Genomic DNA, 23,393 nt, shown 5'->3' with positions numbered 1-23,393 from the left:
TTCAATAAAAGTTAACAGATTTCAATAGTAATTGTTGATTACTTCTTCTGCAATAACGCCATATAAAAACCATCAAACCCGCTTTTGGAAGAAAAAATATTTTTTTCTTTGACCAGAGAAAAATCTTTACCTTCTTCCGAAGTTAAAAATGATTTTACCTGATCGCCGTTTTCCTGTGGTAGTATAGAGCAGGTGGCATAAACCATTTTTCCTCTCTGTTTAACAATTTTACTATAGCTGCGCAGTATTTCTTGTTGGGTTTTGGTGATTTTCTCGAGAAAATCAGGTTGTAGCTTCCATTTGGTATCGGGGTTTCTTCTAATTACCCCGAGCCCGGTACAAGGTGCATCAATGAGCACTCTGTCGGCTGTTCCGTATAATTTCTTAAACACTTTTGTTGAGTCGATTTCACGCGTCTCAATATTATGGGCACCGTTTCTGCGTGCTCTACGCTTCAGCTCTTTCAATTTACTGATGTAGATATCCATACTGATTAATTGCCCCTTGTTTTCCATTAGCGATGCCAAGTGCAATGATTTTCCACCGGCACCGGCACAGGTGTCAACTACACGTTGACCTGGTTTTACATCCAGTAGTTCAGAAACCAATTGAGAAGAAGCGTCCTGAACTTCAAAAAGTCCTTTTTTAAATGCGTCGGTCACAAAAACATTTGCGCGTTCGGGCAAGCGTAGCGCCAAGGGGTATCCTTTTATCGGCTCGGTTACAATACCTTCATCCAATAATATTTTCCGTAGTTTTTCTTTAGTAGTCTGTAACGTGTTGGTTCTTAAGATAACTTCAGCCTGCTGATTCAAAGCAGCGAGTTCTTCCGTCCATAGTTTTTCACCCAAGGCTTTTGCACATAACTCATCTATCCAATCGGGAACCGCTTCTCGATATTTTCTGATTTTTGAAAGCTCATCGAATTTACCTTTGATCCGACGTTCGGGCGTCGGTTCGATCTGTTTCCAATCCGGTAGCTTTATTCCTTTTAAAACTGCCCAAACCGCCCACATACGAAAGAGGTCTGGCCTGCTAAAAGGTTCTTTTACCTCGGCAATCTCTGCATATAATCTTTTATAGCGCACCATTTCATAAGTGGTCTCGGCAATAAAACCTCGGTCGCGCGACCCCCAGCGTTTATCGAATTTCAGTACTTTTTGAACTACTTTATCGGCATATTCTCTTTCATTGAAGATGAGATTAAGGGCGTCGATAACGGCAAAGACAAGGTTTCGATGTAGTTTCATAAAATATGGCTTCTAAAAAAGATGGGTGCAAAGGTATTGTATTCGGTTCGAATCCCTCTATTTTTGAGAAACTTTATACCCATGCGCCATCTTCTCGTTCTTCTTTTACTTGTTTTGTCATTTTCTTGTGCGGAAATTCAACAAAGACAATCTTTTAGCAGCGTAAATATTGAGACTGTTTATGAAGATTCACTAAGTATTAGGGCTATTGAAATCATGGGGGGCAGTCTTGCTTTTGCTGCCGATAAAGGCACATTCGGCAGTATTGACCTGACCTCAGGGAAAGTGAGAACAAATGTCAAGAAATACGATACGATAACACCTCATTTTCGAGCTGTGGCACATACATCAACTGATTTTTTTATGCTTTCTATCGCCAACCCTGCCCTTTTGTATAAAACCGGTAGCCGTGGGCAAATGGAGTTGGTATATAAAGAGGAAGACGAGACTGTTTTTTACGATGCCATGACATTTTGGAACGACAAAGAGGGAATCGCGGTTGGTGACAGTATGAACGGGTGTTTAAGTATGATAATTACTAGAGATGGCGGTTTAACATGGCAAAAGTTACCTTGTTCAAATTTGCCTGCTGCCATAGAGGGAGAAGGAGCTTTTGCAGCCAGTAACACGAATATAGAAATCAAAGGAAATAAAACGTGGGTAGCCACTACAGCGGGACGTATTTATTTTTCTTCGGATAAAGGAAAGTCTTGGGATATACAAACTACGCCGATAGTTAGCAAAGAACCGACACAAGGTATTTATTCCATTGATTTTTATGACGAAAATATAGGTGTCGCCTTTGGCGGAGATTATACCGCACCCGAAGGTAATACAGGCAATAAGGCCATTACAAATGACGGGGGTAGTAATTGGCACTTGATTGCAGATGGTCAAGACCCAACTTATAAAAGTTGTGTGCAATTTGTGCCCAATTCCGAAGGAAAGGAGCTATTGGCCTTAGGATTCACTGGGATATCTTATTCTTCAGATCAAGGTAACACCTGGACAGAACTTTCTAAAGAACCCTTTTATACGATTCGATTCAAGAATGACTCCGTGGCCTATGCTGCTGGAAAAAACAGAATTTCCAAGTTAGTTTTTAAATAAAACTTAGACCATTTTCAGTTTGAATCTTTTATCTCGCCCCAGTAATATGTAGTAGCTTTTATAAATATCCTTATCTGAGCAGTTTAAACCAAAAAAAGAGGCTGAAAAGCCTCTTTTTTATATGTTGAAAAAGATATTTTACCTATTACCGTGCCTTTCACGGTATTGCTTGATCAATTGTTTTTTGAACTCATCTTCCGACCTAAGCAATAATAATGTCTTTTTTGCACCAATTACTTTAGTTACTGCTTTTAGATAATCGCGCTCGATTTCTTCTTCTTCTTCCTCAAAACTAAGATATTTGTTCAGTACGGCATTTGCCTCTCTTTCCGAAAGACTACCCACATCTTTTATTTTAGAACGAACCTCGCTATGTTCTTTGTTACGTAATACGTCTCTATCTTCTTCATATTTATTGTACAAAGGCCAGAATGCCTGTGCATCTTTACTAGAAAGGTCTAACCGCTCTGTAATAAAAGCTACTTTTAGAGCCTTGATTTTATCTTTCTTATGTTTTTCTTGCCCGTAGAATATGGCGGTGACCATTAAAAAAGCGGTCAGTAAATAGTTCTTTAGATTATTCATCGTAATCAAGGTTTAATGCGTCAAAATCTTCAATATTTTCATTCAAATAATCAACCATCTGCTCTTCAACGAAACGGTTTTCCATAATGTCATATACTTGTAATTGGTCTAAAGGGAGCACTTCAGCAATTTCATAAGTGCTTAAATCGATATCGTTATTTTCAAAGTAGTTGTCTATATCTGAATCGGCCAAACTCTCAAAAGTAGGTTCAGCAGATGATGTTAGGTTAAGTACTAAGGCCACTATGAGTATAGCTGCTACGGTAGCTGCCCAGTAATAGTATTTTTTATAGGGATTTAGTTGAATTACATTGCTATCTTGGGAATCTAGCCTTTTTGAAATAGCATCATGAACAGTATCGAAATACCCATCAGGAACCACAAACCCTTCTTCTTTGGGAATGGATGATATTCCTTGAGAAAGTCTTTCTTTAAGCCTACTGTCAAAACTCTCGAAATAATTATCAGGAGTTTTAAATGGGTTTTTATTGTTTTGTTTGTTCATAGCTATTGTTTGACGTTCAAACGATTTAAAGGTTTAGTCTTCCTTTAAAAATGCTTCTATTTTTTTTACTGCCAAATGGTAGGACGCCTTTAGCCCGCCCACAGTGGTTTCTAGTATTTCGGAAATTTCTTCATATTTCATTTCCTGAAAATACTTCATGTTAAAAACCAGCTTTTGCTTTTCTGGAAGCGTGGCGATTGCCTCTTGAAGTCTAAGTTGAATTTCGTCTCCTTCAAAATACACATCGGCCTGTAAATTTTGCACCAAACGTTCCTGTGTTTCGCCGTCGCTGAGACTGTTTTGTCTTGCTTTTCTTTTTAAAAAAGTTAAGGCCTCATTGGTAGCAATTCGGTACAACCAGGTGTATAACTTACTATCGCCTTTAAAACTCTTTATGTTTTTGTAAACCTTTATAAAGGTGTTCTGCAATACATCATCGGTATCGTCATGGTTTAATACAATTCTACGAATATGCCAATAAAGAGGCTCTTTGTAGGTCGATACGAGTACCTCAAAAGCGCTAGCTTGGCTATCGTTTTGTTTTAATTGCTGCACTAAGTTTTCCTCTGCAACCAATATTCAGGCTTTAGGTTTAATTATAAGACCTTTAAAATAGGGAAAGGTTTAATATAGATATGATTTTTTTTGAGACTTAGCGAATGTTATCCAAGAGATTGCATGGCCACTAACTTCTTATAGGCTCCATTTTTGGTCAGTAATTCGTCATGGGTACCTTGCTCTACAATTTCTCCTTTTTGAAGAACTACTATTTTATGGGCATTTTGAATCGTAGAAAGGCGGTGGGCAATAACGATAGAGGTACGATTTCTCATCATTTTTTCAAGTGCGTCTTGTACCAATCGTTCACTTTCGGTATCTAAGGCCGAAGTGGCTTCATCAAGCACCATTATTGGAGGGTTCTTTAGAACAGCCCTGGCTATAGAAAGTCGTTGCTTTTGTCCGCCACTTAATTTATTCCCACTATCGCCGATATTGGTTTGATAACCATTTGGCAATTGTGAAATGAATTCATGGGCGTTAGCTATTTTAGCAGCTTCCACAATTTCTTCTTCGGTAGCATTTTCTTTACCCAAGGTTATATTTTTGGCCACTGTATCATTGAATAAGATGGAATCTTGTGTTACTAAGCCCAGCAGGCCGCGTAATGAATTCTTGGTAATATCTTTTATGTCTATTCCATCGATTTTGATAGCGCCTTCATTGACATCGTAAAATCGGGTGACAAGGTTGGCTATTGTACTTTTACCACTACCTGACTGCCCGACCAAGGCGACCGTCTCTCCTTTAGGTACCGTTAAATTGAAGTCTTTGAGTACAAATTCATCTTCGTACTTAAATGAAATATTCTCCAATATAATACCATTGTCAAAACTTGATTTTACTCTTGCATCTACTTTATCGACAATAGGGTTTTCTGTCTCCAATATTTCTAAAACACGTTCTGCAGCAGCATTCCCTTTTTTGACACCATAAGATGCTTTGCTGATTGCTTTAGCAGGCGTCAGGATTTGATATGCCAAACCCATATAGGTGATAAATAATTCGGGCTGAAGAGTTTTTTCTACAAGAACCATTTGACCGCCATACCAAAGTATGACTCCAATAGCCGCGATTCCAAAAAATTCACTAGTCGGAGAAGCTAGGTTTTGTCTATTCAATAGACTATTCGAAAAATTATAAAAGCGTTTCGTAGAATTCTGAAAGTTTTTAGCGAATTGAGACTCGGCATTAAAAGCCTTGATAACTCTTAGGCCTCCCAATGTCTCTTCTAAAATTGATAAGAAATGCCCCTGTTCGCTCTGTACTTTATCTGATTTTCTTTTTAATGATTTTCCTATCAACGAAATTAAAAAACCGGAAATTGGAAGAAATAGAAAAACGAACAATGTTAGTTTGGGACTGATTGAAACCATTGCTATTATGGTGAAAACAATAGTCAAAGGTTCTCTCACGATGAGTTCTAAGATAGATAGAAAAGAATGTTGAATTTCGAGAACATCAGATGTTATTCTAGCAATTGTATCTCCTTTTCTTTTTTCAGAATAATAGGAAATAGGAAGGTCTACTGTTTTTTGGTAAAGTTCATTTCTCAAATCCTTGAGAACTCCATTCCGAAGAAACGTAATAAAATACATGGCTAGATAACCAAATACATTTTTTAAAAAAAACATAGTGATGACAAGCACAACCATAAGCATCAAGGCATCCCCTGTATTATTATCTTGACTTCTTTCCGTTACGAAAAAATTAAGATACTCCATCACGTAATCTTTGCCTTGGGAAAGTCCGTTCCAAACTGGCTTTTCGTAGACTGGCTCTGTTTGTTTAAAAAGTACCGCCAACATAGGAAACAATGAAATCATTGCTAATGTTGAGAACAAGGCATAAAATATATTCGATAAAATGTTTAGAAATGCAAATAATTTATAAGGTTTTGCAAACCGAAGAATCTTTTTAAAATACTCCATTAACCGAGGTTAAGTTCGCCCAGAATCGTCTGGATTTTTTCGTCGAGTTCAGCGGATACCTTTTTAAAGTCTTCTGCTTTTTCCAATTTTGTGTTTGTACTGATGTAAAACTTTACCTTAGGCTCCGTTCCACTTGGTCTTGCGGCTATTCTAGTGCCATCTTCAGTTTCATAAATCAGAACGTTCGATTTGGGAATGTCAATGGTTTTTTTCTCGCCTGTCAGTACATTTTTTGCTGTCGAAGTATTATAATCTTCAATCCATTTGACTTTTGAGCCTGCAACGGATGATACCGGATTTTCTTTAAAGTCTTTTAGCATTTGCTTGATTTCTTCGGCTCCGCTCATTCCCTTCTTGGTAATGGAAATCAATTTCTCTTTATAAAAACCATAATCAACATAACATTGAATCAAATCTTTATAAAATGAGCTGCCATTGGCTTTCGCCTGAGAAGCAATTTCGCAAGCGAGTAGGGTAGAGGTTACCGCATCTTTATCGCGTACGAAGTCACCGACCATATAGCCGAAACTTTCTTCACCACCGCCCACAAATTCAGATTCAGGAAAGTCTTTGATCATCTTGCCGATCCACTTGAAACCGGTCAGTGCGGTTTTAAATTCAACACCATAGGCCTTGGCCATAGCCTCCATCATTGGGGTCGAAACAATAGTGGTTGCAACAAACTCGTTTCCTTTAAAACCTTTGTTCTTATGTTGTTCCAATAAAAATTTGGTCATCAATATCATAGCCTGATTGCCATTTACGATTTCCATTTCACCATCAAGATTACGTACGGCAATGCCCAAACGGTCACTGTCAGGGTCTGTACCCACAACCATATCGGCACCAATTTCTTCCGCTTTTTTAACGGCCATAGAAAGAGCTTCCGACTCTTCTGGGTTTGGTGATTTCACCGTCGGAAAGTTTCCGTCTGGTTCAGCCTGTTCTTCAATTATGGTTACATTTTCATAACCTGCGCGCTTTAAGACCTCTGGTATAGCTGTTATAGAAGTGCCGTGAAGTGATGTGAAAACAATTTTAAAGGCATCTTTACCTTCCGCATTAAAATTTCCATTGGCAACCGAAGCCTCAAAGAAAGCTTCGTCCACTTCTTTATCTATAAGTTTTATTAACCCTTCGTTCGCCTTGAAATTGATATCCTCGTACGAAAGCGAATTGATTTCAGAGATTATCTCACCATCCTGAGGAGGAACGATTTGTCCGCCATCCGTCCAGTAAACTTTATAACCATTGTATTCGGGCGGATTGTGCGACGCCGTAAGCACGATGCCCGCATGACAGTTCAAATGTCTAACCGCAAACGAAAGCTCAGGGGTTGTTCTTAAACTTGAGAACAAATACACATTGATGCCATTAGCGGATAAAACTTCTGCTACGGTTCTGGCGAGGGTATCACTATTATGGCGACAATCATAAGCTATAACCACTTTTATATCTTCACCATCGTACACCTTTTTCAGGTAATTACCGAGCCCTTGGGTACTTTTTCCCAAAGTATATTTATTGATTCTATTGGTGCCCACACCCATAACACCTCTCATACCACCGGTGCCGAACTCCATATTCTTATAGAAACGATCTTTTAGCTCGTCGGTATCGTTAGCGATCAGATCTTGAATTTCTTTTTTTACTGCGGGGTCAAAAAAATCGGTCAACCAAGTTTTGGCGGTGTTCAGAATAGCATCCATAGTTATAGGGTAGTAATTTTTAGTCTCTAAATTTAAGAAGAATATTGCTTTTTGGAAGCCTCTAAATTGATTTCTTCGGAAACGGTATAACGAGCCTCATTTTTTCGAGATCTTATCAAAATTTCGCCCAAAAAACCTGCTAAAAACAATTGGGTACCTATAATCATTGCGGTTAATGAGATAAAAAACTGAGGTCTATCGGTAATAAGCCGCCCATATGGATTGATAAATAGCTTATCGATACCCAAATAGAGCGCGAAGCCAAAACCAATAATGAACATGAGAACGCCCAAAGCGCCGAAAAGGTGCATCGGCTGCCGTCCGAATTTTGAAACGAACCAAATGGTCAGTAAATCTAAAAAACCGTTTATAAATCTTTCCATACCGAATTTGGTGTGACCATATTTACGGGCTTGGTGCTGCACAATCTTTTCACCAATATTTCCATACCCAGCATTTTTGGCCAGAACGGGTATATAACGGTGCATTTCACCCGACACCTCGATGCTTTTGATTACTTTTTGGTCAAAAGCCTTAAGGCCGCAATTGAAGTCGTGCAGTTTTACGCCCGAGGTTTTTCGCGCCGCCCAGTTAAATAATTTGGAGGGCATATTTTTAGATATAACCGAATCGTATCTTTTCTTTTTCCAACCGGAAATCAAATCGAATTTATCTTCCTTGATCAATCGATATAGTTCAGGGATCTCTTCCGGGTTATCTTGCAAATCGGCATCCATGGTAATAACCACTTCTCCGCCCGCTGCTTTGAACCCCGCATGAAGCGCCTGCGATTTACCGAAATTCTTAACAAAGCGAAGTCCTTTTACCAACTTGTTCTGAGAAGAGAGGCGTTCGATAATATTCCAAGAATCGTCGGTGCTGCCGTCGTCTATGAAAATTATTTCATAAGAGTAACTGTTGGAGTTCATTACTTCAACAATCCAATCATGTAATTCGATCAGAGATTCCTCTTCGTTGAGAAGGGGTATTATTATGGACAGATCCATTCACTAGTTCTATAGGTCAGCCCAAAAATACAATTTTGCAATCAATACGCGGGTTTTTGTTTCTTTAAGATCAAACCGGTTATAACCCCGACCACCAGACCGATTATGATATTAAAAATTAAAATGATCGGATAAGATATCCATGCAAAAGATTTTTGCATCTCGATACCTTGGTCTATTTGCTCTTCTGTTAATTTAGGGTTTTTTTCCATTGCTTCTTGTTTGCCCAATTCATACATATTATCCATGTAATCAGGTTCGACATAATTAGAAAAAATAAAGAAATATAGCAGGCCTAAAAGACCAGCGATCAATGCTATACCTGCCCCAACTTTGAGCGCTTCTGAAATCGTAAGATAGGTGTGATTGGCTTTTTTGTATTGAAAAATACCTAATACGATGACGGTTGCCAATATGACTATGTTAATCGCTTGTACGGCAAATCCCCGCTCATACTGCATATCCATCGTAAATAGCATTATACCAAATATAATGCCCACTCCGCCACCTAATAGTCCATAGGTGAAAGCGAATTTCCCCGTGTTGGGTTGATTTTCCTCCATTTTAGTGTGATTTAAGTTGTTATGATATAAGTGGTCGATATTTACAATTTGTTACATTTAAAGATATGTATTTTTAGGATTCTTTTTTTAGAATTAAAATTGCGATTTACGGAAAAATAACTAAATTTGCAGCCTTAAAATGAGTGCCTGTCGGAATGGGTGCGTAAAATTTTAGAATAATGAAAAAAGATATACACCCAGAAAATTACAGGTTGGTTGCCTTTAAAGATATGTCAAATGACGAAGTGTTTTTGACTAAATCAACCGCTAATACTAAGGAAACTCTAGAAGTTGATGGAGTTGAATACCCATTGGTAAAATTGGAAATTTCAAGAACTTCACATCCTTTTTACACAGGAAAATCTAAATTGTTGGATACTGCCGGTCGTATCGATAAGTTCAAGAACAAGTACGATAAATTTAAAAAGAAGCCTGCTGTTAAGGCAGATGCCGATAAGGAAGCTGATACAAAATAATCAGTTTGTATAATATTCAAACGCCTTCGAGTACTCGAAGGCGTTTTTTTTGTTAAATTTTAGTTCATACAGTAGTTGTCGGTTTTCACAATACTTTTTTAAGCACTTACAATAATTATAAATAGTTGTCGTCTATAGATTATGTAATTTTACTTTAAATAGACTGACCAATGAACTATATACTTTTTGACGGAACGGTAAGAGAGAATCTTTTGCCTTTTACTTTCACACGTCCTGTGGCAGATATACGTATAGGTATTTTGACCATTCGCGAAAAATGGGAGAAGTATTTAGGTACTACCACGACCACAATTACCGAAGATTATCTTTCAGAGAAATTTCCCATGGTCGAAATGGAGGAAAATGTTCTGATCAATTCTTCATTTCTACCAAATTATAAACTCGTTGAATTGATTTCTGAACTAAAAGCGAATGAGGCCATATTTCAAGGGGAAGAAGTTATAGCTTTTCATACCAAAGAAACTCAGGAAGAAATAGATTTTTCGACCTATAGGCAAATTGAATTCGAAGACGACGTGCTTCGGATAGTCAATACTTGGGATATTTTCTCGAAAAATGCAGAAGCACTGCAGGCTGATTTTGATTTTCTTACCGAAGACAGAGAGAGCGCTTCTATATCAGAAACTAACACACTAATACACCCTGAGAATATATTCGCTGAAGAGGGTGCAATAGTTGAACATAGTATTCTAAACGCTTCTGAAGGGCCAATTTATTTGGGTAAAGATTCCCAAATCTGGGAAGGCAATCTAATACGAGGAGCTTTTGCCCTTTGCGATAATGCCGTAGTAAAAATGGGAGCCAAAATTTACGGAGCAACCACTGTAGGGCCCTACAGCAAAGTTTGTGGAGAAATTAGCAATTCGGTAATTTTTGGCTATTCGAGTAAAGGGCATGAGGGCTATTTAGGTAATGCCGTACTAGGGGAATGGTGTAATATAGGTGCCGATTCTAATAATTCGAATCTAAAGAACAACTATGCCAAAGTGCGATTGTGGAATTATGCTTCGGAAAGTTTTGAGCAGACCGGATTACAATTTTGCGGACTCATGATGGGCGATCACAGCAAAACAGCCATCAATACCATGTTCAATACGGGTACCGTCATCGGTGTCAATTGTAATATTTACGTTCCTGGCTTTCCTAGAAACTTTGTACCTAGTTTTAGTTGGGGTGGGGCTTCAGGCTTCACAACCTATTCAACTTCAAAGGCCTTCGATGCGGCCAAAGTTATGATGGCTAGAAGAAATGTCGAATTTGGCGAAGATGATGCCAAAATCTTAGAACATGTTTTCGAGCTGACAAAAAAATGGCGTAATTATTAAATAAAGTTGAGATAAACTACTTTTACCGGAGGTCAATCAATTGATTCTGCGAGCCTTTTAAAAATCAACACTATATTTTTGGCATTCTCAATGGTTGGAGTCTCAATCTCAATATGGTTTACATAGTTTTGAACTTCGCCATCTTCATAGACTTTGACTACTTTTTCTGCTGATTTTGTTCCGATTTCGGCCCATGCCCTTTTTCCTGAAACTTCAACTTCTAAAAGTTGCTTGTTCAAGTCTTTAATGCTGAACTCATAAACAACTTCAGTGCTTTTCTTTGAATTGGATTCAATTTTAGTAAACTTGAAACTACTTTCCTCACTTTCCAATAGTTCTATATGTTGTTCGATTTGATGATCGGTTCCAGTAATTTGATTTACCTCCTTTTTAAGTAGAGATAAAGCACCGTTCAAGTCTATGGCCGAAAGGTTCTCATTCTTCGACTCATTATCCTCAAAATTGTCTATTAAAGCTTGAAGGGCTATTTTACCTCTTAGGGCATCTTCATACGAATCAAAGTAGATTAGCAACTCTTTCTCAAAGTTTTCGATTTCACCGTTTAGTCTATGGCTTATAAAAGCTTTGCCCTTGTTAGTATTCAATACAAGAAACAATCGTGTTCTTTTTTCTTTGATTGAAATTCCGTTTTTATTTATATCGGTTAGATTGAATAGATATTCGTGCTCTTCATTTTTATCGCCTTCGTTTTCTTTAGAAATCAAAGTGGCCATATGGTCTGTTAAAACTAAGTTTTGAGCGGTGGTCATGCCATCTGATTCTACATGCCCTGTTTTAGAATTGATATAGTCGAGTGCCAACGAAATTTTTGAAAAATCGGGTTCGGTTTCATCGAATTTACTTTCAGCTAAGGGCACTACACCCCTTAGTACTCGATGCAAACTTTTTCCATTGGCCAGAGAGTTTGCGTAAAATAATACTTGGTCGGTATACCCTTGCAGTTCATCATTTTCAAAATGTTTAATACCTGCAACCCCTTTTTTGGTACCGACTTCGATCAAAAATTCCTCACCAGATATTTTATAGTTGACAGAATTGGGGTTGAGAACCGAAAGGTTAAATTCAAAACGCTTCTTTTTTGACCCTAAGTTCTGTTCCAATACAATGAAATCAGGTCTTTCGGGTTGTGTATTTATTTCTTGGCCTACTTCTTCTTTAGGTAGATTAACATTGCCTACATTATCTTTTAACCAATTGAGATGGTCTTCAAAACCAGTAAGTGAAAGCCTATCTTTTTCTAAAACTTCGGCATCAGGTATGGCATCTTCAAGAGCATTTTCAAGATCACGCCCGTTATCCGCATTAAGTCCGTACATAACAAAAGTAGACTGGTATGAAATTTTGCTTCCACCATCTGTAGATTTCTTAATCAACTTTTGTTTCCCGGAGACCGTAAGTTCGACTAATATTACGTCTTTTTTGGTATAAGACCTGACACCATTCTTATTGATGTCTGACAGAGCAAAGGAATAAATAGTTTCTTCTTCTTGCCCTTTACCATTAACCTCTACGACCCTGTAGTCATAATAACCGGGTGATATAGTTTTTAGGTCTTGATTGAAAGTTAACTTATTGGCCTCTACAGAGTTTAAAAGCTCTTGAACAATAGCAATTTTTTTTTGTAAACCGGCCTCTTGCGAATGTGTCTGGTTCGAAGTTATAAGAGCAGTAAAAAAAATTAAAAGTATACGGTAATTCAGGGTACTCTCCAATGTGTATATCACAATATTGACTATATGGTTAATAATTTAAGTCTATCTGGAGGGGGAAGAATTTTTAATTTCGGGGGGAGATGGTCAAATATAAAATATTTGAAGAATATTAAACACTAGGTTTAGTTTTTAATTCGTTAATAATTTGAGACCCATAATGTTTGCCCTTAACTATTTCTAAGTTTGTATATTTGCACCCCGAAAATGTAGAAGGTGAATATGAAGAAAAAAGTTGCTTTTCACACGTTAGGTTGTAAACTTAACTTCTCTGAAACTTCTACGATAGCGAGAGGTTTTCAAGAGGAAGGTTTTGAGCGTGTCGATTTCTCCGAGTCTGCCGATATGTATGTGATAAATACTTGTTCTGTTACTGAAAATGCAGATAAAAGATTTAAAACCATTGTAAAACAGGCCCAAAAAATCAATCCTGAAGCTTTTATTGCTGCAATTGGTTGTTACGCTCAGCTCAAACCTGAAGAACTGGCTGCGGTCAATGGTGTCGATCTGGTACTTGGAGCGACTGAAAAATTTAAGATTACCGACTATGTCAACGATCTTTCGAAGAACGATTTTGGTGAGGTTCACTCCTGTGAAATTGAAGATGCCGATTTTTATGTGGGTAGTTATGCTATAGGTGATCGCACCAGGGCTTTCTTAAAAGTACAAGATGGGTGTGATTATAAATGTACCTACTGCACTATACCTTTGGCCCGCGGAATTTCGAGAAGCGATACTTTACAGAACGTACTTGACAATGCTGCGGAAATCTCGTCGCAAGGCATAAAGGAAATTGTACTTACCGGAGTGAATATTGGAGATTACGGAAAAGGAGAGTTCGGTAATAAAAAGCATGAGCATACATTTTTAGACTTGGTCAGGGCTTTAGATGATGTAGATGGTATTCATCGTTTGCGTATATCTTCTATAGAGCCCAATTTACTTAAGAATGAAACTATCAATTTTGTTGCTAAAAGTGATTCTTTCGTGCCTCATTTTCATATTCCCCTACAAAGTGGTAGTGATGCAGTGTTGAAAAAAATGAGACGTAGGTATATGAGCGATCTTTATGTAGATAGGGTTCGTCAAATAAAAGAAGTGATGCCCCATGCTTGTATTGGGGTAGATGTAATTGTTGGGTTTCCTGGTGAGACTGATGAACATTTTTTAGAGACCTATCATTTTCTTAACGATTTGGATATTTCTTATTTGCATGTATTCACCTATTCAGAAAGAGAAAACACTCCTGCAGCTACCATGAGCGGCGTAGTACCAAAAAATGTGAGAAGTAAGAGAAGTAAAATGCTTAGGGGCTTGTCTGTTAAAAAGCGTCGAGCTTTCTATGAAAGTCAATTAGGTAGTACCCGTACAGTTCTCTTTGAAGGCGAGAATAAAGAGGGGTATATACATGGTTTTACCGAAAATTATGTTAAGGTAATGGCCCCGTGGAATCCAAAATTGGTAAATACATTACATCAAGTGAAACTTACCGATATTGATGAGAGTGGTATGGTGCGTTTTAATTTTGAAAAAGCACTTTTGACCGCCTAAGTCATATTTAAATTAAATACTGTTTAAGTCTAAAACAAAAAAAATCCCACTTTACGAGTGGGATTTAGTTTTCAAACTAATACTTGAAAATACTTTTAGATTCTAATACCTACGGGCAACATCTCTTTATATTGCCTGTTTTTACGTAAGAATCCGGCGATTTGTGGGCTTGTAGGAACAACTCTTTGGTTTTGCTCCTGAATGTGATGAAGAACGGATTTGATAAAATCTTCTTTAAATCCTTCTGTAGTAACGCCTTCTGGAATTACCAGTTTGGTTAAAAACACTTTTCTTTCTTGCGAAGAGTATTCGATTTTAGCCAATTTACCTTCAACTTGGGTTTCAAATTGACGCAAGAAACTGTTGTCCTTAATTTCTACTTCATTCATATAGTTTGATTTTTTGTAGTTGCATAAGACAAAAAAATCACGATGTTCCCCAATCGTAATTTTCTATACTTTTGCTCTTGTTAAGTAAACGATGGAAATCCCCCAAAGTCAGCAACAAAAGTAGTGAAAAATTTGTTAAATTCCTAATAATCCCTTGGTTAATACCTATGCTCGATAATAAAGTACATGTTTATTTTATGCCAGGTATGGCGGCCAATCCTTCTATTTTCAAAAATATTGTCTTACCTGAAGATACTTTTGAAATTCATCTTTTAGATTGGTATATACCTGAAAGAAATATGAGCCTTGAAGCTTATGCGAAAAAAATGAACAGTAGAATAAAACATTCAAACCCTATTCTGCTGGGTGTTTCGTTTGGGGGCATGCTGATACAAGAGATGGCCAAACATAGGCCTGTACGAAAACTTATCGTGGTCTCTAGTGTAAAGAGTGAGATGGAGCTGCCACGGCGAATGCTCTTTGCAAAACGCACTAAAGTTCATCGGTTATTGCCCACAGGTCTAGTCAATAACATAGAAATTTTAGCTAAATACGCCTTTGGGGAGTCTGTTAACAAAAGACTCTCATTATATGAAGAATATCTATCAATAAGAGATAAGAATTATATTGACTGGTCGATTGATCAAATCGTAAATTGGCGGTCGGGCAAATGTCCTGCAGAAATAGTTCATATTCATGGTGAAAGAGATTCCGTTTTCCCAATAGAAAATATAAAAGATTGTATTACCGTAAAAAATGGCACACATACCATGATTATTCATAGGGCGAAATGGTTTAATGAGAACTTACCCACAATTATTTTGCGATAAGCGAGTTGTAATAGTAACTTTGATAAACAATCAATATAAAGAAATGAAGATTTTTAAGAATATTTTGATGCTACTGGGGGTGTTTTTTGTTGTTAGCACCTTAATATTTGCAGTACAGAGCAACACTGATAATGAAAAGAATACCGATGCTCAAGATGTGGTAGAGAACGATGTCGATAAGAATGTTGCCGACGGTTACCGTATTTCTGCAATTGACATTCCTGAAGACCTTAATTTTGCAGGAGAAGTAGTGCCTCAAGATGACCCGGAAATCATGGAACGTATCGACCGGGAGTTTTTGGTAAATACATATTGGCAGTCAAATGCTGTTCTTTTGATTAAAAGAGCGAATAAATATTTTCCGATAATCGAACCTATTTTAGCTAAAAATGGGGTGCCCGATGATTTTAAATACCTAGCTGTCGCTGAAAGTGGATTGCAGAACGTAGTGTCTCATGCGGGGGCTACAGGTTTCTGGCAAATTATGAAGGCTACGGGGCGTGAATATGGGCTAGAGGTCAACAGTAACGTTGATGAAAGGTATCATTTAGAGAAAGCTACCGAGGTGGCCTGTGCCTATCTCAACAAGTACAAAAAAAAATATGGAAACTGGACGTTGACAGCTGCATCTTATAATGCTGGGGCCGGGGCAATAAGCAAATATTTGGGAATTCAACAGGTCGATGACTATTACGATTTGCTATTAGGTCAAGAAACCGGTAGATACGTTTTTAGAATAATGGCCATTAAAGAAATTTTAAGCCATCCTGAAAAATATGGTTTTGACATTGAAGAAGAAGACAAGTATAAAGCTGTGCCTACTTTTAAGGTCGATATAGAAGAGCCCGTATTAAGTTTTGCCGATTTCGCACAGCAATATGAGATCAACTACAAAATTTTAAAGCGTCATAATCCTTGGTTAAGAGAAGCACATTTGAATAATAGTTCTCGCAAGAAGTATACGGTCGAAATACCTTATAAAGGGTATTATAAGGGCGCAAAGTAAACTTACTTTATTTGTTGGGGCTTTAAAAATTCGATTAGGGTATTATTTGATCTAAAATTTGCGCATCTTTATAACCAAAGGTCACATAGCTGATTATTTTCGGTTACTTAGATGAATTCATTTGTAAACTTCTTTAAAGACAATGTTTGGCTCATCATTTTAGGGGTCAATTACATCTTGGTACTCGGCCTATGCGTTTTTATTCTTCTCAAGAATAAAAATCCAGTCAAAACCCTTTCTTTTCTCTTCGCCTTAGCTGTTTTGCCAGTTCTTGGTTTAGTAGTCTATTATTTTTTTGGACAAGATTACCGGAAATCTAAAATATTCGAAAAAAAATACCTTTTAGATAATGACAGAATTAGGGCCTGGCGTAAAGATTTCAAACTAGACCAAGAAGAACGTGAAGATTTCGAAGAAACTTTTGGAAACGGTATTTTCAAGATATATAAATTGTTGAAGAACAATGAGAAAGCTGTGCTTACTTTCGATAATGATGTTGAGATATTAATAAATGGTGAGAGCAAGTTCGAAAAGCTTAGAAAAGATTTAAAATCCGCAAAAAAACATATTCATATAGAATATTTTGTGCTTTTTGATGATAAGCTGGGAGCAGAACTTATTGATATTCTTTGTGAAAAGGCTGGGGAGGGTGTAAGTGTTAGATTGATCTACGATGATGTGGGCAGTGATATCTCAAGAAAATACAAAAGAAAAATGAATGCTGCTGGGGTAGAACATTATCCCTTTATGCCAGTGCTATTCTCCAATTCGACTAGTAAGCTTAACTATAGAGATCATCGTAAGATTGTAGTGATTGATGGATGCATCGGCTATGTTGGCGGAATCAACCTTGATCAAAAATATGACAACTCATATAAAAACGAACGATACTGGAGAGATACACACCTGAAGCTGAAAGGTGGTTCAGTAGGTGCCTTGCAATCTTCGTTTTTGTTAAGTTGGAATTTTGCTTCTAAAAACGAATTGCGAATTGATGAACATTTATTCCCTAAAACAAAGCCTGAATCACAAGAACCGGTAGCTATTCAAATAGCAGCTAGCGGACCAGATACCGATTGGGCGAATATCATGGAAGCTATATTTTGCGCCATGTCTTCTGCAAATAATCGTATTTATCTTACTACGCCATATTTTATGCCTAATGATGCTATTCTCACAGCTCTGACGACAGCAGCACGAAGCGGAATAGATGTGCGGGTAATACTTCCTTATGAATCTGATTCTTGGGCTGCCCAGTACGCCTCTGATTCCTATATAGAGCAGTGTTTGGAATCTGGCATAAAATTATACAGGTATTGCAAAGGTTTTATACATGCGAAGACCATGATTGTAGACAATATGTTTTCATCAGTAGGTACAGCTAATCTTGACTATCGAAGTTTCTCGTTGAACTTTGAAGTCAATGCTATGATATACAACGAGAGAATTAATCAAGAAATGGCCGACATCTTCATTAATGATTTAGACGACTGTGAAGAGGTTGAGCTAGAACGGTGGAAAGATAGAGGCATCCGCAGAAAGCTGAAAGAGTCGTTCAGTAGACTTTGGGCTCCGTTGCTTTAAGTACATTGCTATAAGGCCAAAAAAACAGTGCTTTCTCACCGATATCTCTGTGTAGGCAAATGGTTCAAGATGATAATTGTAACATTTTCAGTATTTACTCGTCATATAGTTGTACATCTTAAAACAATCAAAAAATGGAAATCATCAATCAAAACAAAACATTAGAAACAAATAATCAATTATTGGTCTTGACGCACCTGTCGCAATTGCTAACGTATGTTACAGGCTTCGGTGGTCTTTTGGTTCCACTGGTTATTTGGTTGACTACAAAAGATTCTGTAGCAGGTATGGATGAGCATGGAAAAGCGATTGTCAATTTTCAGTTGAGTATGTTGCTATTTACGATATTGAGCATACCGGCAATTCTTTTACTAGGCTTGGGTATTCTTAGCTTAATATGTATCGGAATAATTGCTTTTATCTTGCCTATCGTGAATGCTGTAAAAGCTAGTAATGGAGAATCGCCCAGTTATTTCATGACGATTCGTTTTTTATCGTAACCATCAATCGTAGAGCATAAAAAAAGCCTTGATATTATAAACATCAAGGCTTTTTTGATATGAGTATTTTCCGATTAGCTGTTCAGCATAACGGGCATAACCAACATGGTCACATTTTCACCTTCATCCAATCCATCGATTGGGGTTAAGATACCTGCTCTATTGGGCAGGCTCATTTCAAGTGATACATCATCTGAATTCAAATTGTTCAACATTTCGGTCAAGAAACGGCTATTAAACCCTATTTGCATATCATCACCTTGATAAGAACAGGTTAGTCGTTCTTCCGCTTTGTTACTGTAGTCAATATCCTCGGCTGAGATATTGAGTTCTGCACCTGCAATTTTCAACCGTATTTGGTGGGTGGTCTTATTTGAGAATATGGCCACACGCTTAACTGAACTCAAAAATTGGGTTCTAGAGATGGAAAGCTGATTGGGGTTTTCTTTCGGAATAACAGCTTCGTAATTAGGGTATTTTCCATCTATAAGGCGGCAAATCAATTCTGTATTCTCAAAACTGAATTTTGCGTTACTGTCGTTATATTCTATAAGCACATCAGATTCACTCCCGGCTAAAATGCCCTTCAGTAAAGTCAAAGGTTTCTTGGGCATGATAAACTCTGCTACCTGAGATGCCGTAACATCGCTGCGCTGGTATTTTACCAACTTATGTGCATCAGTCGCTACGAAGGTTAGACTTTCCGTAGAAAACTGAAAGAACACTCCGCTCATTACTGGTCGCAGATCATCATTACCGGCGGCAAAAATAGTTTTGTCGATTGCCGTTGCCAAGATATCGCCCATCAGGGTAGTAGAACTTGGGCTAGCAAGTTCAACAGCTTTTGGAAACTCGGCCCCATCAGCATATGCCAAGGCATATTTACCGTGGTTCGAACTAATTTCGACGGTGTTGTTGTCTTCAACAACAAACGTCAGGGGTTGCTCTGGAAAAGTCTTTAGAGTTTCCAATAACAACTTGGCGGGCACTGCAATGGTACCTTCATTATCGGAATCAACATTGAGCACAGAGCTCATAGTAGTTTCTAGGTCAGAAGCGGAAACCGTAAGTTTGTCTTGCTTCAGGTCGAACAAGAAATTATCTAAAATAGGCAAGGTGTTACTATTGTTGATGACACCGCCCAAGACCTGCAGCTGCTTTAAGAGATAGGTGCTCGATACTATGAATTTCATAGGAAGACTGTTATTTCAATTTTGTGGGATATATTGTTCTCTTTTGTCTCTAAAAGTATATGAAATACCTCAAATTACAAGACAAACAAAGATATTTGAATTGTGCTTTTTACCGAAACAAACTTATTAACATCTACTGGCCATATTTTCGCTTTCTATAGTAGTTGAACACAAGCCCGAAAAGTAGGGTCAATGCCACTGGAAGCCCAATATTCAGTAGTTGCCACTTGGTTTTTTGTTCTGTAATCTTTTTAGAATCCAAGAAAGGAATAGCTACTTTTTTGTTTCGAATGTTTATAAGTCCGTTATCATCGAGCAAGTAATTGATGCTATTCAATAAAAATTCTTTGTTGCCGTAGTAATTATTCGTCCATTTATCATAACCTAGCTCTAGAGGGCGACCATTTTTAATCTGATTTTTGATGAGGTCGCCATCTGAAATAACGAGCATTTGGTTTTCTTCACCATCCTCTTTGGCCCCTTGTAATTTTAAAGGTTTTATTCGATTTTTAAATGCAGAGCCGAACTTGCCCGAAATCAGTACGGCAAGTGGTTTGTTACCATTATTATATTCTTCCTTTACAGGAGGTGTATTGATAATGCCAAGGTCAATTTGTTTGGGCGTGCCCTCTAAACGAGATAGCGGAGAACTGCTCAATAGAATTTCTTTTTTGTAAGAATTTGCCAAGGTGTCTATCGAATTGGCAAATTGAAAACGAACGGCCTCTAAATTGTTTACTATCGGATGGTCGCTTTTGGAGAAAACCATCGGATGATAATACCAGGGTACAGGATTGTATTGGGAGTCGTTACCTTCACCGGAAGCAAGTACGATTTGGGTAAAATACATATCGTTCACCAGATCAGCGTTCAATCTAACACCATATCGGAAGAAAAAATCGGTCAAATTTAAATTTGAGGGTAGCGCAACGGCATTGCCTTGTTCGTTTAAAAGGCTATCCAACTCCATATTCACCTGGTCGATAAGCCAGACCGATTTTCCACCGTTAACGATATATTGGTCCATTACATATTTTTCCTCATCGGTGAAGGCTTCGGTCGGTTTAGCGATTATCGCGAGATCATAACCTTTCAATTGATCCAATGTTTTCTGCGGATTTGTCACTACGGAATCCAATGTTATTGCCCCAATATTGTAATATTCACGAATACTGGTCAAAAAATCAGCTAGATAAATATCATCTAACTCGCCATTACCCTTAATTACCGCTATTTGTTTTTTTTCTTTGATATTGATTTTTGCAAAAGCATCCGTAAAGGCATACTCCAATTGCTGTACCGAATTATTGACCCGTTCTTCTGAGGTAGCGCCCAGTTTGTTTTTTAATAGGGGTACTTTGACCGTTTTATTATCATAGTTCACCAAGGCCCAAGGAAAAACGATTTCCTGTGACATCTTACCATTTTCTTCAACGGTTATTTGAGCGGTGCGTAAACCTAGGCCTTGCAATTCAGCCATTACGCTTTCCGTTTGTGATGCATCTTCAAGAGGGTTGACAAAATTGAATTTAAAATTGTTATTTTCTGAGGCGAACTCTTCGAGAAGTTGATCGGTTTCCTTTTTGAGTTTAGCAAACTCAGGAGGTAGATTTCCATCAAGAAGCACATCGATAATAACAGGTTTTTCAAATTCTGCTGCTATGGTTTTAGCTTGGCTTGAAAGAGTAAACCTCCCATTTTCCGTAAGATCGAAACGGGCATATACGAAGTTGGCGAGAATGTTTATGGCGAGCAAGGCAGCTAGGGCGATTACTATGGGAGCAAAGAATTTCTTCATTAACGGTTCATGTTTTTTAACTGCAAAAGCGTTAGAAATAGAAAAAATGCCGTAACGGAGATAAAGTATATTAAATCTCTAGTATCTAGAACCCCTAAAGAAATACTGTCGAAATGCTGTTTCATGCCTAGACTTTTGATTGCTAAGGAAGTTTCACCATCGGTCATTAGGGTCGATATACCTTCAAAACCATAGAATATGATAAAGCAGAGTATCACACCGGTAATAAAGGCAACAATTTGATTGTCTGATAATGTGGATGCAAAAATACCTATTGAGGTGTAACAAGACATTAATAAAACGGTACCGAAATAAGAGCCCATTACCGGGCCTAAATCGAGATTGCCCACAGTAGTGCCGAGTTGAGAAACTGCATAAATATAAATGATAGTTGGTAGCAAGGCGATTATACCTAAGGTCAAGGTGCCCAAAAATTTACCCAATACGGTTTTTGAAACTGATATCGGTTTTATGAACAAGAGCTCTAAGGTACCCAGCTTTCTTTCTTCTGAAAAGCTTTTCATGGTAATGGCAGGTATCAAAAAGAGAAACACCCAAGGGGCCAACAAAAAGAAATTGCTCAAATCGGCAAACCCATAATCGAAAATGTTGAACTCCCCTTTAAAGACCCACAGGAAAAGGCCGTTCAATGTCAAAAATAAACCTATTACCAAATAAGCAATGGGCGAGGTGAAAAATGATTGTATTTCGCGTTTGAATATGGCGAGCATGGCAGGTTTCTTAATTCTGTAATCTATTATTCAAAGATCAATGTTTCAGCAAAAATAACAGATGATTACCGTATTAGCGGTTTTAAACATAAACCACCAAATTTAATAACATTTTATAATCTGCAATCGGAACCTCAAAACTTACATAAAATTGATGGTCACCGTATCTCGGTAATCAAGCCCGAGAAGGGTAGAGGCACCACCAACGGTATTCAGATCACTTTTATATATGGCCAGTTCTATATAATTGGCAGAATTGTATAAGGCCAATAGGTCTCCAGCACCTTTTCTTTGACCTTTCTCAAGGTCAAAATTGATGATATCACTGTATTTATTATGAATTTTTTTCACTTTGGTGTTTCTGGCCGTCAGCTCAAAATCGCGCCCTTTTCGATAGGCTTCAAAGAAATTTTTGTGAATATTGGTTACCACATTGCCATAATTGTCAATGTAGATGACATTGCCAATGATTTTGTTACCATTATCACTTACCGTAGGTGTAAACTCACGCAGTTCTTTCAGCGTATCAAAAGGTTTTCCTACTACCTCTAGAGTGCCGCCACGGGCAATATGGCAGGCTACTTGAACGAACACATCCATAACAGGGAAGGAGCCATGCAACGGATTCGGAATATTTACCTGTACTACCTTTTCCGGTTTTTTCTCGGATATGATCAAACCGATAACTCCATTATTGGCACTGATAAAATAATGACCGTCTACATGAACGATTATATGTTGGTTTTCAGGGGTCGGCTCAGAGTCTACTCCCACAATGTGAATAGTACCTTCGGGAAAACTTTTGTAGGAGTTCTCTAAGATGTAAGCACATTCTTGAATGTTAAACGGACTAACATTATGTGAAATATCAACAATTTTGACATCGGGAAGTTCTTTGTAAATCGTTCCCTTCAAGGTACCGACAAAGTGATCTTTAAGTCCAAAATCTGTAGTTAGTGTAATTATTGCCATGCAGCAATGTTGATATGTTTTTAGTTAGGTAAACTGAATTTTAGTTAAGTTTGTTAAACAAAATTAGGA

Annotated in this window: 22 protein-coding genes; 8 read left to right on the top strand and 14 right to left on the bottom strand. The window is 37.7% G+C overall.

What is annotated here, in order from left to right; genetic code table 11:
- Positions 1-38 precede the first annotated feature (38 nt).
- Complete coding sequence (locus IV512_RS10765; RefSeq protein ID WP_209403212.1) at positions 39-1,250, bottom strand: RsmB/NOP family class I SAM-dependent RNA methyltransferase; 1,212 nt, start codon at positions 1,248-1,250, stop codon at positions 39-41.
- Between the two features lie 81 nt (positions 1,251-1,331).
- On the opposite strand from IV512_RS10765, the gene IV512_RS10760 reads away from it, so the two are divergent.
- Complete coding sequence (locus IV512_RS10760; protein WP_209403210.1) at positions 1,332-2,360, top strand: oxidoreductase; 1,029 nt, start codon at positions 1,332-1,334, stop codon at positions 2,358-2,360.
- 138 nt (positions 2,361-2,498) lie between these two features.
- Here IV512_RS10760 and IV512_RS10755 read toward each other — a convergent pair whose 3' ends face one another.
- The 7 genes from IV512_RS10755 to IV512_RS10725 all read right to left on the bottom strand — a co-directional run bounded on the left by IV512_RS10755 (position 2,499) and on the right by IV512_RS10725 (position 9,218).
- The gene (locus IV512_RS10755; protein ID WP_209403208.1) at positions 2,499-2,945 is read right to left on the bottom strand and encodes a hypothetical protein; all 447 of its coding nucleotides are present in this window, start codon (positions 2,943-2,945) and stop codon (positions 2,499-2,501) included.
- Positions 2,938-3,450, bottom strand: a complete 513-nt coding sequence (locus IV512_RS10750) for a hypothetical protein (RefSeq protein ID WP_209403206.1) — start codon at positions 3,448-3,450, stop codon at positions 2,938-2,940. The genes IV512_RS10755 and IV512_RS10750 overlap by 8 nt, the downstream gene beginning before the upstream one ends.
- A 33-nt stretch (positions 3,451-3,483) precedes the next feature.
- On the bottom strand, positions 3,484-4,026 hold the full coding sequence (locus tag IV512_RS10745; protein WP_100871816.1) for an RNA polymerase sigma factor: 543 nt from the start codon (positions 4,024-4,026) through the stop codon (positions 3,484-3,486).
- A gap of 86 nt (positions 4,027-4,112) precedes the next feature.
- Positions 4,113-5,939, bottom strand: coding sequence for an ABC transporter ATP-binding protein (locus IV512_RS10740; protein WP_209403204.1), 1,827 nt, complete (start codon positions 5,937-5,939; stop codon positions 4,113-4,115).
- Positions 5,939-7,648 carry a phospho-sugar mutase gene (locus IV512_RS10735; protein ID WP_209403202.1) on the bottom strand — a complete coding sequence of 570 codons (1,710 nt, stop codon included), beginning with the start codon at positions 7,646-7,648 and terminating at the stop codon, positions 5,939-5,941. The genes IV512_RS10740 and IV512_RS10735 overlap by 1 nt, the downstream gene beginning before the upstream one ends.
- A 32-nt stretch (positions 7,649-7,680) precedes the next feature.
- Positions 7,681-8,655 (bottom strand): glycosyltransferase family 2 protein, encoded by a 975-nt coding sequence (locus IV512_RS10730; protein WP_209403200.1) that lies wholly within the window; start codon positions 8,653-8,655, stop codon positions 7,681-7,683.
- Between the two features lie 41 nt (positions 8,656-8,696).
- Positions 8,697-9,218 carry a DUF4199 domain-containing protein gene (locus IV512_RS10725; protein ID WP_209403198.1) on the bottom strand — a complete coding sequence of 174 codons (522 nt, stop codon included), beginning with the start codon at positions 9,216-9,218 and terminating at the stop codon, positions 8,697-8,699.
- Between the two features lie 179 nt (positions 9,219-9,397).
- On the opposite strand from IV512_RS10725, the gene IV512_RS10720 reads away from it, so the two are divergent.
- Complete coding sequence (locus tag IV512_RS10720) at positions 9,398-9,694, top strand: type B 50S ribosomal protein L31 (RefSeq protein ID WP_209403196.1); 297 nt, start codon at positions 9,398-9,400, stop codon at positions 9,692-9,694.
- A 170-nt stretch (positions 9,695-9,864) separates the two neighbouring features.
- Positions 9,865-11,040 carry a GlmU family protein gene (locus IV512_RS10715; RefSeq protein WP_209403194.1) on the top strand — a complete coding sequence of 392 codons (1,176 nt, stop codon included), beginning with the start codon at positions 9,865-9,867 and terminating at the stop codon, positions 11,038-11,040.
- A 32-nt stretch (positions 11,041-11,072) separates the two neighbouring features.
- On the opposite strand, the gene IV512_RS10710 is transcribed toward IV512_RS10715, so the two are convergent.
- On the bottom strand, positions 11,073-12,785 hold the full coding sequence (locus IV512_RS10710; RefSeq protein WP_209403192.1) for a hypothetical protein: 1,713 nt from the start codon (positions 12,783-12,785) through the stop codon (positions 11,073-11,075).
- 207 nt (positions 12,786-12,992) lie between these two features.
- On the opposite strand from IV512_RS10710, the gene mtaB reads away from it, so the two are divergent.
- On the top strand, positions 12,993-14,321 hold the full coding sequence (gene mtaB, locus IV512_RS10705) for a tRNA (N(6)-L-threonylcarbamoyladenosine(37)-C(2))-methylthiotransferase MtaB (protein WP_209403191.1): 1,329 nt from the start codon (positions 12,993-12,995) through the stop codon (positions 14,319-14,321).
- A gap of 95 nt (positions 14,322-14,416) precedes the next feature.
- Here the strand turns inward: mtaB and IV512_RS10700 are convergent, their stop codons facing one another.
- Positions 14,417-14,710, bottom strand: coding sequence for a GNAT family N-acetyltransferase (locus IV512_RS10700; RefSeq protein WP_100871825.1), 294 nt, complete (start codon positions 14,708-14,710; stop codon positions 14,417-14,419).
- Between the two features lie 167 nt (positions 14,711-14,877).
- Between IV512_RS10700 and IV512_RS10695 the strand changes: the two genes are divergently transcribed.
- The 4 genes from IV512_RS10695 (at position 14,878) to IV512_RS10680 (ending at position 18,630) form a co-directional block, all read left to right on the top strand.
- On the top strand, positions 14,878-15,540 hold the full coding sequence (locus IV512_RS10695; RefSeq protein ID WP_209403189.1) for an alpha/beta fold hydrolase: 663 nt from the start codon (positions 14,878-14,880) through the stop codon (positions 15,538-15,540).
- A gap of 43 nt (positions 15,541-15,583) precedes the next feature.
- Entirely contained in the window at positions 15,584-16,546 is a 963-nt protein-coding gene (locus IV512_RS10690) for a lytic transglycosylase domain-containing protein (RefSeq protein ID WP_209403187.1), read from the top strand.
- 111 nt (positions 16,547-16,657) lie between these two features.
- Positions 16,658-18,130, top strand: a complete 1,473-nt coding sequence (cls, locus tag IV512_RS10685; RefSeq protein ID WP_209403185.1) for a cardiolipin synthase — start codon at positions 16,658-16,660, stop codon at positions 18,128-18,130.
- Between the two features lie 134 nt (positions 18,131-18,264).
- Positions 18,265-18,630 (top strand): DUF4870 domain-containing protein, encoded by a 366-nt coding sequence (locus tag IV512_RS10680; RefSeq protein WP_209403183.1) that lies wholly within the window; start codon positions 18,265-18,267, stop codon positions 18,628-18,630.
- Between the two features lie 74 nt (positions 18,631-18,704).
- On the opposite strand, the gene dnaN is transcribed toward IV512_RS10680, so the two are convergent.
- From dnaN to IV512_RS10660, 4 genes are all read right to left on the bottom strand, one after another.
- On the bottom strand, positions 18,705-19,823 hold the full coding sequence (gene dnaN / locus IV512_RS10675) for a DNA polymerase III subunit beta (RefSeq protein WP_100871829.1): 1,119 nt from the start codon (positions 19,821-19,823) through the stop codon (positions 18,705-18,707).
- 133 nt (positions 19,824-19,956) lie between these two features.
- Positions 19,957-21,621: a gliding motility-associated ABC transporter substrate-binding protein GldG gene (gene gldG / locus IV512_RS10670; protein WP_209403181.1), complete on the bottom strand. Its 1,665-nt coding sequence runs from the start codon at positions 21,619-21,621 to the stop codon at positions 19,957-19,959.
- A complete protein-coding gene (gene gldF / locus IV512_RS10665) occupies positions 21,621-22,352 on the bottom strand; it encodes a gliding motility-associated ABC transporter permease subunit GldF (RefSeq protein WP_209403179.1) in 732 nt (243 codons plus the stop codon). Before gldF ends, gldG begins: the two co-directional genes overlap by 1 nt.
- Before the next feature lie 141 nt (positions 22,353-22,493).
- Entirely contained in the window at positions 22,494-23,324 is an 831-nt protein-coding gene (locus tag IV512_RS10660) for an S-adenosyl-l-methionine hydroxide adenosyltransferase family protein (protein WP_209403177.1), read from the bottom strand.
- Between the last annotated feature and the right edge of the window lie 69 nt (positions 23,325-23,393).

The sequence above is a fragment of the Pseudozobellia sp. WGM2 genome (genome assembly GCF_017810075.1).
Taxonomy (GTDB): Bacteria; Bacteroidota; Bacteroidia; order Flavobacteriales; family Flavobacteriaceae; genus JADNYK01.
This window is presented reverse-complemented; position numbering and strand designations above follow the sequence as displayed.